The sequence below is a fragment of the Saliniradius amylolyticus genome (assembly GCF_003143555.1).
Taxonomy (GTDB): domain Bacteria; phylum Pseudomonadota; class Gammaproteobacteria; order Enterobacterales; family Alteromonadaceae; genus Saliniradius; species Saliniradius amylolyticus.
Map to the genome: position 1 here is coordinate 1,410,284 of NZ_CP029347.1, position 12,430 is coordinate 1,422,713.

Annotated in this window: 10 protein-coding genes; 7 read left to right on the top strand and 3 right to left on the bottom strand. The window is 49.4% G+C overall.

All coding sequences use genetic code 11. The annotated features are described in order from the left end of the window. Positions 1–112: 112 nt before the first annotated feature. On the bottom strand, positions 113–1,486 hold the full coding sequence (locus HMF8227_RS06565) for an MATE family efflux transporter (protein ID WP_109339413.1): 1,374 nt from the start codon (positions 1,484–1,486) through the stop codon (positions 113–115). 204 nt (positions 1,487–1,690) lie between these two features. Here HMF8227_RS06565 and HMF8227_RS06575 point away from each other — a divergent pair, with 204 nt between their 5' ends. Next, positions 1,691–2,053: a VOC family protein gene (locus tag HMF8227_RS06575; protein WP_109339415.1), complete on the top strand. Its 363-nt coding sequence runs from the start codon at positions 1,691–1,693 to the stop codon at positions 2,051–2,053. Positions 2,054–2,226: 173 nt separating this feature from the next. Further along, complete coding sequence (locus HMF8227_RS06580) at positions 2,227–3,108, top strand: PEP-CTERM sorting domain-containing protein (RefSeq protein ID WP_162558524.1); 882 nt, start codon at positions 2,227–2,229, stop codon at positions 3,106–3,108. 50 nt (positions 3,109–3,158) lie between these two features. Here HMF8227_RS06580 and sppA read toward each other — a convergent pair whose 3' ends face one another. Continuing rightward, a complete protein-coding gene (gene sppA / locus HMF8227_RS06585; RefSeq protein ID WP_109339417.1) occupies positions 3,159–5,021 on the bottom strand; it encodes a signal peptide peptidase SppA in 1,863 nt (620 codons plus the stop codon). A gap of 207 nt (positions 5,022–5,228) precedes the next feature. Here sppA and HMF8227_RS06590 point away from each other — a divergent pair, with 207 nt between their 5' ends. Continuing rightward, entirely contained in the window at positions 5,229–7,259 is a 2,031-nt protein-coding gene (locus tag HMF8227_RS06590) for an NADPH-dependent 2,4-dienoyl-CoA reductase (RefSeq protein ID WP_109339418.1), read from the top strand. A gap of 12 nt (positions 7,260–7,271) precedes the next feature. On the opposite strand, the gene HMF8227_RS06595 is transcribed toward HMF8227_RS06590, so the two are convergent. Continuing rightward, positions 7,272–7,472: a hypothetical protein gene (locus tag HMF8227_RS06595; RefSeq protein WP_109339419.1), complete on the bottom strand. Its 201-nt coding sequence runs from the start codon at positions 7,470–7,472 to the stop codon at positions 7,272–7,274. 104 nt (positions 7,473–7,576) lie between these two features. Here HMF8227_RS06595 and HMF8227_RS06600 point away from each other — a divergent pair, with 104 nt between their 5' ends. From HMF8227_RS06600 to HMF8227_RS06615, 4 genes are all read left to right on the top strand, one after another. Then, positions 7,577–8,194 (top strand): HvfX family Cu-binding RiPP maturation protein, encoded by a 618-nt coding sequence (locus HMF8227_RS06600; RefSeq protein WP_109339420.1) that lies wholly within the window; start codon positions 7,577–7,579, stop codon positions 8,192–8,194. A gap of 133 nt (positions 8,195–8,327) precedes the next feature. Continuing rightward, complete coding sequence (locus tag HMF8227_RS06605) at positions 8,328–8,879, top strand: NAD(P)H nitroreductase (RefSeq protein WP_109339421.1); 552 nt, start codon at positions 8,328–8,330, stop codon at positions 8,877–8,879. 1,106 nt (positions 8,880–9,985) lie between these two features. Further along, positions 9,986–10,297: a hypothetical protein gene (locus HMF8227_RS06610; protein WP_204101039.1), complete on the top strand. Its 312-nt coding sequence runs from the start codon at positions 9,986–9,988 to the stop codon at positions 10,295–10,297. A gap of 109 nt (positions 10,298–10,406) precedes the next feature. Then, complete coding sequence (locus tag HMF8227_RS06615) at positions 10,407–12,194, top strand: DUF4209 domain-containing protein (protein ID WP_109339423.1); 1,788 nt, start codon at positions 10,407–10,409, stop codon at positions 12,192–12,194. Positions 12,195–12,430: the final 236 nt, after the last annotated feature.

Here is a 12,430-nt window from a genome sequence, read left to right on the forward strand (position 1 = left end):
ACGCATACACGTTGGAAGTCCATCTATGGAACTCTTGTTCGACGTCCTGTCTCACAAGGTCAGCTGATTGGTTAAACGTCCCCGCTGAGCCAAAAATAGTCGCGTGTATGCCTTAGGCAGATGCCGCTTGAGGTGACTGGCTTGGGGTGGAGCGCAGACGTTTTTGTACCACCATCAGCCGCCAGCCTAAGAATATCGCTGCCGCTGTCAGACCGGTAATAAAGCCAATCCAGAAGCCCTCTGCCGCCATGGGTTCAACAATCCAGTCAGTCAGACCCAGCACACAACCGGTGGTCAGGCCCACCATCCAGTAAGACACAAAACTGATATAGAACATGGCCTTGGTGTCCTTATAGCCTCGCAAAGCGCAGCCGGAAATCACCTGAATGGCATCGGAAAACTGGAACACCGCCGCCAGGAACATCAGGTTAGCGGCCATATTCACGACCTCGGCGTTGTTGGAATACAGATTGGCAATGGGGTAGCGCAGTAGCAGGCTGAGGCTGGCGGTGAAAACAGCCGCACTCAAGCCGGTAATCCAGGCCCCATACACCGCTTTTCGGGCATTGGCAGGTCGGCCCTCACCGAGTAAATGCCCTATGCGAATGGAAGTGGCAAAACCAATGCTCAGCGGCACCATAAAGGCCAGCGACGAAAAGTTCAGCGCAATCTGGTGTGAGGCCACGATTTCGGCGCCAAATGGAGCCAAGAGCACCGCCACTAAAGCAAACAGAGATACCTCAAACAAGATGGTCAGGGCAATGGGAAGGCCAATGCCCAGCTGAGCGCGGAAATCACTCAAGCTGGGCCGGTAAAAGCGCCGGTACAGGCTATGGGCCTGAAGCCGGGGCGATCTGAGCGTATACCACCAGGTCGCCACCATCATGGCGGCGAATACAATGCTGGTGGCGATGCCACAGCCCGCACCGCCAAAGGCGGGCAGACCAAGCTTGCCATAGATAAACACATAATTGGCGGCGATATTGACCAACAGCCCCATCACCATGATGACCATGCTGGGCCGGGTCACGGATAATCCCTCACAATACTGGCGGAATACCTGATAGGCCACGAAACCAGGAATGCCCAAGGCCAAATACTGCATGTACTCGGTGGTGATGGCCTTAAGCTCGGCTTCCATGGTTAGCCATTGCATGCAGTAGGGAATGTAAAAATACCCCGCAGCCAGCGGCAGAGACAGTAGTAATGACAGCCACAGCATCTGCTGGCCCTGATTGGGAATACTGGCACTTTGTCCGGCACCATTGAGCCGGGAAATAATGGGCGGCAGCGCCAGGATAATCCCTTGCAGAAAGAACAAAATGGGCATGATGATGCTACCGGCGATAGCCACCGCGGCCATATCTGATGCAGAGACCTGACCGGCCATAATGGTGTCGGAGACACCCATCAGTGTTTGAGTGACCTGGGCGATCAACAGTGGCCAGGCGAGCTTGAGTAATTGTCGGATTTCAGTTTTTAACATCGCCGCTTAGATCTGGATAAGAGTGATTTCATTTATTGCAGTCGCTCCTTACGACTGCGAGCCACGGATTGTACTTGATTCCACTGATTGGGTCGCGGTCAGTGACCGGAAATTTTACAGCCTTGGGGACGAAGAGTTTGCAAAAAACCACAAAGCATTCTTAATTGAGAACATAAAGCAGGACAAAAAGTGGGAGATGGACAGATGTTGAATAACCCGGAAATCGGTGCGGCGGTATTCTCGGTGAAAAACTTAAAGCGAACCCGACACTTTTATGAGGGCATATTAGGTCTTGAAGCGGAACTGACTTCCGGTCATGAATATCCTTACCTGGTCGTCAATACACGGCATATGGTGTTGGTGTTTATTGAGGGGCAAGAGAAGTCGTGCCGCACCCCGGTACTGGTGTTTAATATTGACGGGCACGATATTTACGAGTTAGTGGAAGAGTTGGTAAAGCATGATGTGCAGATTATCGAGCCGGTCCAGCCTGCGCCAGATGGCGGATTAACTGCCGATTTTCAGGATCCCGATGGTTACGTGCTGAGTTTTTATCACAGCCCGTAAAGTGTGTTGGATTTGGTCCTTGAGACAGCGGGATTTAGCACTGTCAGTAAATTTTACACCGAGTCAATAGTCTCGCCAGCCTCGATGCTAACTGGCTGATTAATTTAAGGTATTTAAAAAGGCCCGCTTCTTGCTAATTAATAAGTCTCAATATGGATGGTTTGGAGCCGAGCATGTACAAATTTTGCGTAACAATCGTGGTCATTATTGCTGCCTCCTTGACCTTTACGGCCAAGGCCGGTGTTCTCAGTTGCGATCCCTCAAAGGTTACTCTGAATACGGTAGCGTTACTGACTGATCTTAATGACAATTTATTACAGAATGGGCCCTATGATGCGAGTCAGTGTTTGGGCTACGATCCTGGTAATGATGACCAGTGGGGACTTAGCAACCCCACCAATAACATTGGCCAGTACAATGATGGTTTACTCAATGGCGAAGGTGACTTGTTTGATGGGTTAGAGTTTATTGAAGCCGATGAGTTGCAGGTCTTGGGCACGTGGGCTGGTGACCCTGAGCCTGCCGATGCACAGAATGATCCGGGTTGGATTCACCTTTTGAACTTCCAATGGGACGATGAGCTGGAAACCGGTAGCTATAACTACAGCTCCGTGAAGCCTAATGACAATACAGGTTTGTTTATAGGAGACCTGTTGGAGATGAGCTTCGACTGTGCAGATGGCGATTGTACCTCGGCTGACTGGTCATTAACCGTCAAGCTCGACATCATTGAGCAGGTGCAAGCGGTATTAGGCGATAAAACCTTTGACCACTTGGCGTTTTCCGTCAAGGCAGGGACCGGTTTTGCTGTGTACGACTTTGACTTTATTGATATTTTCAATAATGAGCCGAACCCAGCGCTGAATTTCCTGACTCCTTATGCCTTTACCGGGACATTGAATACCATGGATCTGGCAGGAAAAGGGGTGTCCCACATCAATGTGTGGGCCAGAGACCCGGCCGATACCACAACGGTGCCTGAGCCTTGGTCATTGGCACTGCTGGCATTGGGGCTGTTGATGATGGGACTCAGTCGGTGGCGACTGAAAGCCTAAACCAAAAAAGAGCGGCTTAGCCGCTCTTTTTTTATCCGTTCAGTGCCGTTTTATGGCTGGCAATAGAAGCACAGCGCATAGGTTCCTTTGGGATCATTGAGCTTGGCGAACTGGTCAAACTCCGACAGCGTCTTGCGAGCCATCTTGATCAGAGTGCTGTCGCTTTGTGATATCAACATGTCGCCCATCCAGACTGAAGCTGTGCCAAAAAGCTCGCGCCAGAATTTTTCTTGTGGGCTTAATGGCGGCTCAACATAATGTGTGTCGTACTTATCCAGCTCCGCCAGCTCCGCAGCGGCCCGCACAGCGTCATCCACATCACCGAGTTCATCAACTAATCCGAGCTCTTTGGCCTTGCTGCCAACCCAGACACGTCCCTGGGCGATTTCATCCACCTCAGACTTCGTCATGTCTCTGTGGGTTGCCACCAGGGAGATAAATTGATCGTAGGTGTGCTCGATGCTTTTCTGGATGAGTTCGCCAGCTTTCGGTTTCAAACCATTGAAGGGGGAGAGGCCGGCTAAGTCGGTCGTTCCAACGCCATCGGCATTGATGCCCAGGTAATCCAGCGAGTCCTCAAAGGTCATAAACAGTCCGAATACTCCGATAGAGCCGGTGATGGTGCTGGGGTTTGCCCATATTTGATCGGCACTGGTAGAGATCCAATATCCGCCGGAGGCGGCATAAGTACTCATGGAAACCACCACAGGCTTGCCAGCCGCTTTCAACTGTTCTACTTCCTGACGAATCAGTTCAGAGGCAAAGGCGCTGCCACCGGGACTGTCGACCTGCAGTACCACGGCCTTAATATCGTCATCCATGCGAGCCTGGCGCAACAGACGGGCCGTGCTGTCACCTCCAATGGTGCCTGCTGGCTGGTTGCCATTTAAGATGGTGCCTTTGGCAACGACCACACCTACATTGTCGGTACCGTTATCTTTACCGATAAAGGGTAGCTTGATGACTTTCAGGTAATTGTCGTAGCTGATATGGCGAAAGCCGAGCCGGGAATCATCTTTGCCCACCAGGTCCACCATTTCAGTGCGCACTTCCTCGCGGGTCTTCAGCGCGTCCACCCACTGATATTCCAGCGCGTACTGGGCGAAATCGCCATCCACAGAGGAAAGCTTTTGGTTGAGTTTGTCCAGATCGTCGTCAAAGTGGCTGGCTTCCAGGCCACGGGCACTGGCAACGTCCGTTTTGTATTGATCCCAAAGGGCATTAAGCCAGGCCAGATTGGCCTCTTTAGCCTCATCGGACATATCGTCACGCATAAAGGGTTCTACCGCAGACTTATAGGTACCGACCCGGAAAATATGCGGGTTCACTTTCAGCTTTTCCAGCGCCGAGCGATAGTAGAGCTTGTAACGACCATAGCCGTCGAACATGAGCCCGCCCATTGGATTGAGATAGAGATTATCGGCATGACTGGCGATGTAATACTGGCTTTGAGAGAAGTAATCCCCAATGGCGTACACGCTCTTGCCACTCTCCTTAAAGCTGTCGATGGCTTCGGCAACACGCCCCAGCTTATCCAGTCCACTGCGACGCAGGCCGTGTAAGTCGAGAATCAGAGTTTTGATGCGGTTATCCTGCTTGGCATTATCAATGGCGAAGATCACATCGCGTACCAACACCTCAGGATCTTCTTCTTTCTCACCCAGGGCTTCCTGCATAAACTTTTCGAACGGATCGACCTGTGTTTCCTGTACCACCAACTTACCGTTCAGATTCAGAACCAGGGCAGAGTCTTTCGGTACCACCACCTTGCCATCTTCTGAGTTGACGATGGCGACAATGATGCCCACTGCAATGGCGATGAAGATCAGATTAAAGAACAGCTTGCGACTGAAGTTAAGTACAGCCCACAAACCGGTAAACAGGGATTTGGTAAAGCTCTTGCCGGATGCCATCGAAATAAATACTCCTTTCACTACTTATCATCCGTATCCTATCTGATATGGCGCAAAGCCCGAAATCGCAAATGTAAGTTTTTGTAACTCGGCCAGAGACAGTTTGTTATTTACTGTCTGGTGAACGCGTGTACGCCCAATAGCGGGTGCAATTGGTAAAACTCTTGGTTAGACTCAACTAATCAGACCAGTAAATCAATAATAATCATGGCAGATAACTCTCATTACCCTCATCTTTTCAGACCCTTGGATTTAGGCTTCACGCAGCTGAAAAACCGCGTATTGATGGGCTCCATGCATGTGGGCCTGGAAGAGGAGAAAGACGGCTTCGATAAGCTGGCCGCCTTTTACGCTGAGCGGGCCGCCGGTGGCGTAGGCCTGATTGTAACCGGTGGCATCAGCCCCAATCGTCAGGGCTGGGTGTTTCCCTTTGCCTCCCGCATGGCAACCAAACGAGAAGCCAAAAAGCATCAGGTGATTACCGAGGCTGTGCACCAGCATGGCGGTAAAATTTGTATGCAAATTCTGCACACCGGTCGCTATGGTTATCATCCCATTAATGTGGCGCCTTCGGCGATTCAGGCTCCGATTAACCCGTTTAAACCCTGGGCCATGTCCAAACGAGGCATCAAGAGCACCATTAAAGATTATGCCAACAGCGCGGCCATGGCACAGCTGGCCGGTTATGATGGTGTCGAAATCATGGGCTCGGAAGGGTATCTGATCAATCAGTTTTTATGTCCACGCACCAATCAGCGCGACGATGAGTGGGGCGGCAGCTTCGAAAATCGCGCTCGTTTCGCTCTGGAAGTTCTTAAAGCGGTGCGCGAAAAAGTCGGTGAGGACTTTATTATCATCTTCCGTCTGTCCATGCTGGACTTAGTGGAAAATGGTAGTGAATGGGAAGAGGTCGTTAAGCTCGGTAAATTGTTGGAGCAAAACGGCGTTACCCTCATCAACACCGGCATCGGCTGGCACGAAGCCCGGGTTCCGACCATTAACACCTCGGTGCCAAGAGCCGCTTTTACCTGGGTTACGGAACGCATTAAGCAGGAGTTGTCGGTACCGCTTATCGCCACCAACCGCATCAACATGCCCGATGTGGCCGAGAAGATTCTCGCGGAAGGGCAGGCGGATATGGTGTCTATGGCACGGCCCATGCTGGCAGACCCCGAGTTGGTGATTAAGGCCGAGCAAGGCCGGGCCGATGAAATCAACACCTGTATTGCCTGCAACCAGGCTTGTTTAGACCATGTGTTTGAGAAAAAGCGGGCCAGCTGCCTGGTCAACCCAAGGGCTGGCTACGAAACCGAATTAAATTTCACCCTCACGCATCATAAGAAAAAGTTGGCGGTGGTCGGCGCGGGCCCGGCGGGGCTGGCGTTTAGCTGTTACGCTGCTGAGCGTGGTCATGAGGTGCATCTGTTCGATAAAGCGTCTGAAATCGGCGGGCAGTTTAATTATGCCAAGCAAATCCCCGGTAAAGAGGAGTTTCACGAAACGCTGCGCTATTTCAATAAACGACTTGAGGTAACCGGCGTTAAACTGCATCTAAGCAGTGAGCAGACAGCCGAATCGCTGGCTGAAGCAAACTTCGATGAAGTTATTCTGGCAACGGGAATTCAGCCCAGAGAGCTGGATTTACCGGGCATTGAGCACGAAAAAGTACTGTCTTATCTGGATGTATTGCGCGACCACAAGCCGGTGGGCGACAAGGTGGCGATCATTGGTGCCGGTGGCATTGGCTTTGATGTGGCGGAGTTTTTGTGTCATGACGAGTCTTTGTCCACCAATGTGGATAAATGGCTGACCTACTGGGGCATTGATAAAGACTATCGCAATAATCGCGGTGCTCTGGCTAAGCCTCAAATTAGCGCATCGAAGCGGGAGATCTACCTTTTGCAGCGTAAAACCTCAAAAGTGGGCAAAGGCTTAGGCAAAACCACCGGCTGGGTGCACCGTAAAGACCTGAAAAATCAGGGGGTGAAGATGATCGCCGGGGTGGAGTATCGAGCCATTGATGATAAAGGCCTGCATGTAAGCATCGAAGGCGAGCAGCAGATACTGGCCGTGGATAACGTGATCATCTGCGCCGGCCAGTTGCCGCTTAGAGCCTTGCAAAAGGGCCTGACGGATAAAGGCATTCCTAATCATCTGATTGGCGGCGCCGATGTGGCTGCGGAGCTCGATGCCAAGCGTGCTATCCGCCAGGGGGCCGAACTGGCGGCCAGTATTTAATCCTAAAAATGCTCAACGCCGCTGGGAACGGCGGCGTTGAGGTTTCTCCGACTCCTCCAGCCATTTGGCTATCAAGGCCGCGATCCGCTGATAGTCGTCCTCGGCAAACGTCGTCAAAAGCTTTGACGTGCCCCTTTTGGCACCCAGCTTGGGCTGCTGTTTCTGATACAGTTTATGTAATGCGCCACTTGACGATGGTGTGGGTTTACTCATAGTTATTGACTGATACTGGCTTTTGAAAGGATATTGCTGTGTTGCCGTTCCTTAATTGTAGAAATTGTCACTGTGAATAACCATAAAAATCAGCAGGAGAGAGCATGGACATCGTCAATACCGGTAAAAAACTTCACCAGGCGTTAAACGTCACAAACGTTGCTGAAGGCCTTGCGCCTCTGCTGATTCGGCTTTATCTGGCGCCGGTGCTCATTCAGGCGGGATGGAATAAAGCCAACTCCTTTGACAGCGTGGTGCAGTGGTTTGGCAATAGCGAGTGGGGACTGGGAATGCCGTTTCCGGAGCTGATGGCGTTTTTGGCCATTGCCGCCGAACTGGTGGGGGGCGTGTTGATTCTGGTGGGGCTGGCAACACGCTGGGCCAGTATTCCGCTGATGATCACCATGGTTGTGGCCGCTGTGACAGTGCATTGGCAGAACGGCTGGCCCGCCATAGCCGATGCCTCGAGCTGGTTGGCCGATGGCACCATTTTACACAACGAACAGGTCATGCAGGCTCAGGAAAAGCTGGCCATGGCCAAAGATATCCTCCAGGAATACGGCAATTACGACTGGCTGACCAGCAGTGGTAACTTCGTTATCCTCAATAATGGTATTGAGTTTGCCGCCACCTATTTTATTATGCTGCTCAGTTTGTTTTTCACCGGCGGCGGCCGCTTTACCAGCGTGGATTACTATTTATGCCGCTGGCTGTGCCGATAACCGAATGCGGCATCAGTAAAACGGCCCCATCATTTAAAGACTCGCCGCGAACGTTCCCGGAGTGAACCTTTGCGGCTTTCTAAAGGTATGGTTTTGTACCTTCGATGATCAGAACAGGATTTAAGGAGCGCCCATGCAGGCACTGGAGTTGTTGTTAACCCGTTCCTCCCAACCTCGCTTACAAGCCCCGGCCCCCGAAGGGGAAGCGCTGGAAAATATTATGCAGGCCGCCTTGCGCGCACCCGATCACGGAGCCTTAACGCCCTGGCGTTTTATTGTCTGTCAGGGCAAGGGGTTGAAAAAGCTCGGGGATATCTTTGAGCAAGGGGCCATCGCCGAAGATATGTCGGCAAAAGACATTGAACGTGCGCCAGAGTTGCCTAAACGGGCCCCTATGGTGATTGTGGCGATCAGCAAGTACAGCGAACACCCTAAGGTGCCTTGGGTAGAGCAGGTCGCCTCCACCTCCTGTGCCGTACATGCCATGCAAATGGCCGCTGTGGCCCAAGGATATAGTGGTATGTGGCGCACCGGTAGTTACGCTCAAAACGGTGAGGTGAAAAATGCGCTGGGTCTGGCCGAGCAAGATGAGATTGTTGGCTTCTTGTATCTGGGTACCCCGGTGACCGAACCACTGCCCAAACCGCAGAAGGAGACAGGCGACTTTTTCGAGTTTTGGGATTAAGCGACCAGGGTTGGCGCCCTGAATCAGACCAGACTCTTTATGCTAACTGTGGCCCTGAATTCAATTCCGGGCCTCGCCCTCGGTCCCCCTTACTCAACGCGCGGTCAGAGCCGATATTATCCTCAAAGCATCAGTAACCCTCGTCGTCCCGGCAGGCCGGGACTCAGGTCTTTTAGTTTATTGATAAGCCGGAATTCTGCTTTTGAGGTTGATTCCAGCTTTGGCCTCCTTGCCGAGCATGATGCACTAATCTTAAAGTAATCGTCACCCCGTACTCGATACGGGGTCCAGTTCTTTTAGCGAGTTTGCTAACCTAACCCAGTCGCCCCGGCGAAGGATTCAACCATGGCCTCCCTGCCGGATATGACTCGCGCTCCCTCGCGAGCCAGCCCCTTTTAGAAAGACCTAAAAGGGGCGAAAAGGTCTTTAGTCGCTGCTGACTTTCCGGGAACCTTGTCGCCCCAAGGCTCTGACTACGTCGAACCGGCTCTAGGCAACATCCTGTAAAACTATCGCCTCGCGAAATCGTCCAGGATTTCGCGTTCGACTGAGCCTTGGCACGTCAAGGGAAAGTCAAAGCGACATACCAATCCTCACTATTACAGTCACCCTGAGGTCGCCTCAGGGTCTCCAACATTAAGCGCAGATGTCTGAGGGTGCACCCTTGGCCCGTTAAAACACCCTGTGGCGGGCCGGCGCCGGAAAAAGTGGGGCGATTTTCAGGGAAGAAAATCGAGTGAAGACGAACAGGGAGTGAGTGTGAGCGACCCGCTTTTTCCAAGCCTAAGCCAATAAATATACAGGTATAATAGAACTTGCCATGAATTGGTGCCTGCCCGCGAAGTAAAGCGCTCGCTTCCTCCAAAGGCAACTAAGCATGGTATTGATATTAAATACTTTTTTCTCTAGCTTGTGTTTTTAGCGAGCGCTCGGTTAGACTGTGCTCACTTTCTACATATCTTCTGGCGCATGGCAGCCTACCAAAAAGCCATTAACGGATTGTTTTAAAAGGAGTTAACCGATGCACTATCCTCAAACCAGCTATCACCCTCCCGTATTTAGTGCGCGTGCACACTAATAACTGTTAAATGGCAAAAGGAAGGATTGTGCGAGACCTGAAAGAAGAGATGTTAACTAGCGACATTAAGTCCGCAATGGGCTTTGCATCAGTATCTAAATGGGTGAAATCTATTCTGGCTATTGTCGTGATCGTAGCATACTTCACTAGCAGCGCTTGGCTCACTGAAGTAATAGTAATATCCGTGGTTGTATCACTAATACTTCCACTTGGGTTCTTTGATGTGTTTATCCAAAAACTATTAGAGTACAACACTCAAAAAGTAGAAGAGCGTCAAACACTAAATGCTACTGAAGCCAATGAACACTTTGAAAAGCTATATAAAAAGGTTGGCAAATAATGCCACTTAACAAGGCAATTAAAATTCGCCCACAAAAAAAGCGTGGGCTGGACTCGCTAACGCTCGCCTTTTATTGCGGCGTTAGCTGCACTCTACACACGGAGGTTATATGTCTATTCAAGAAATTGAAGTAACTCTGGAGGAGTTGCAATCACTAGATCAAGATCAAATACTCTGTTCATGCAGCAAGCCTTTGTATTATGAATTGGAGTCAGCTTTGAGGAGTATTGAAGGCTCTAATGCCGCAAAACTGTTATCTGCCACTTGCTCGATGCACCTAAAGCCTGAAAATCCGAAAGCGCCATTTTCACCTAAATTTATAATGCAAGACCGCAGAGGTCTCATTGCCAGTGATTTTTCTAAAGAGTCTTTGAATGCGATTTCTCAATTTTGCGACTCTGTGACAATACCAGAGTTACAAGCACGGTTAGCAGATATTTCTTGGGTTACTAAAGTTGGAAGTGTTGATCATGCCTATATGGCAATAGAGGCATATCTTGAATCAGCAAAACAATTATTAGCATTAGGTGAATCATGGATATACCCAGCAGAGAGAATAGAACGCGCCTTAAGGTTAAGCTGCATGTTCAGAAGAGATACTCAGCGGCCTGATTTGTTCGAAAAATTAGCAGACTTCATTAAATCTGAGATAGATAGTAAAAAACTAGATGATTCACCTTTTTATGCATTGCGTTTATTGACGTTATCACATGAATGTGGCGTAGGTGATGATGACTGGATTCTTAATACAGCAGAGGAAATTGCTCAAACTCGTTTTGAATTAGGTGATACTAGAACAGCGATAAGTGGATGGGAGTGCGCACTAAACTCTGCTAATTCATCTAGAAATAAAAGCAAACAGCAAGAAATATGGAGAGAAATAGCAGCTTGCCACATCAAAGACTCAGAGCTTCAAGATGGTGGACTGATAGCTGCAGGATGCATACTTAAAGCAATTGATGCATTGTCTAAAGTCCCCAACACTAGGCAAGAAAGGCTTGAACTATATGAGACAATGAGAGATCACCAAATTGAATCTCTACATCAACTACATGAGTTTTCAACACCAGCACAAGACATTAGTGAAATTGTTCATCAAGCAAAAATTCAAGTCCAAGGTAAAGATTTCTTCGATATGCTTTTTAGGCTTGGTGTTCTGGTTTCAAGACCTACAGATATTAACAAGCTGAAAGAGCAAGCAATCGAACAAATGCAAAGTAGCATCGCATGGATGTTTGGTGGAACGCATATAGATCACGAAGGTATCACAGTTGCAACAGTTCCTGCTGGTATGGGACTAGATGAAAGTCAAGATGGTCCTGTCACTTGGGCTACAATGATGAAAAATATTGGAATTGATCATCAATTAGCAGTACAGGGACAGATAAGACCTGCCCTAAATGAGCTAATGACTCAGCACCATGTTTCTGAATATGCTCTAGAATCTATTTTAAAAAATAGTCCGTTCATACCATATGGGCACGAATATTTTTATATTAAAGGGATTATATTTGGCCTTGAAGGGGATTTTCTAAGTGCGTGTCATATTCTTATTCCACAGATTGAAAATTCACTTAGGTACGTGGCAAGAACTCAAGGAGAGGAGCCAACAACATTGCACGGTGATGGTTCTCAAGAAAGAAGTGGCCTGAAATATTTATTAGATCATCCAGCTATTATTGAAGTTTTAGGTCAAGATATTGTCGGAAATCTTCAATCAATTTTAATAGATAAGATATATGGAGACTTAAGAAACCAGATGTCTCATGGCTATATGCCGGCTGGTCACTTTTATGGTGTTGCACCGATTTTTCTTTGGTGGTTAGTTTTACACATTGTAATGTTGCCTTTAGGTAGTCACTGGAAACAGTACTACAAACCAGAAAATAGCAGCTAACAAAGCCATTAAGTCGGATTCGTAACAGTTGGCTCGGTTCCGCTTCGCTAGAAAGTTTAGCCAACTGTTACTCACCGCTTATGGCGGCGTTATAAACTACAGGGAGAGTTCGTTTGAATATTAATGCTACGTTGCTTGGCGAGTTTATCGCACTCTTCGCCTTAATCATGGGTGCAGTCTGTTACTACCTTGGCCGTCGTAAAACACAAACTCCTGTTTTAGCAGGTTTATTGGGT

Excerpts from the sequence above, each read along its gene's own strand:
- HMF8227_RS06565 (WP_109339413.1), bottom strand. The coding sequence starts at position 1,486 with ATGTTAAAAACTGAAATCCGACAATTACTCAAGCTCGCCTGGCCACTG.
- HMF8227_RS06575 (WP_109339415.1), top strand. The coding sequence starts at position 1,691 with ATGTTGAATAACCCGGAAATCGGTGCGGCGGTATTCTCGGTGAAAAAC.
- HMF8227_RS06580 (WP_162558524.1), top strand. The coding sequence starts at position 2,227 with ATGTACAAATTTTGCGTAACAATCGTGGTCATTATTGCTGCCTCCTTG.
- sppA (WP_109339417.1), bottom strand. The coding sequence starts at position 5,021 with ATGGCATCCGGCAAGAGCTTTACCAAATCCCTGTTTACCGGTTTGTGG.
- HMF8227_RS06590 (WP_109339418.1), top strand. The coding sequence starts at position 5,229 with ATGGCAGATAACTCTCATTACCCTCATCTTTTCAGACCCTTGGATTTA.
- HMF8227_RS06595 (WP_109339419.1), bottom strand. The coding sequence starts at position 7,472 with ATGAGTAAACCCACACCATCGTCAAGTGGCGCATTACATAAACTGTAT.
- HMF8227_RS06600 (WP_109339420.1), top strand. The coding sequence starts at position 7,577 with ATGGACATCGTCAATACCGGTAAAAAACTTCACCAGGCGTTAAACGTC.
- HMF8227_RS06605 (WP_109339421.1), top strand. The coding sequence starts at position 8,328 with ATGCAGGCACTGGAGTTGTTGTTAACCCGTTCCTCCCAACCTCGCTTA.
- HMF8227_RS06615 (WP_109339423.1), top strand. The coding sequence starts at position 10,407 with ATGTCTATTCAAGAAATTGAAGTAACTCTGGAGGAGTTGCAATCACTA.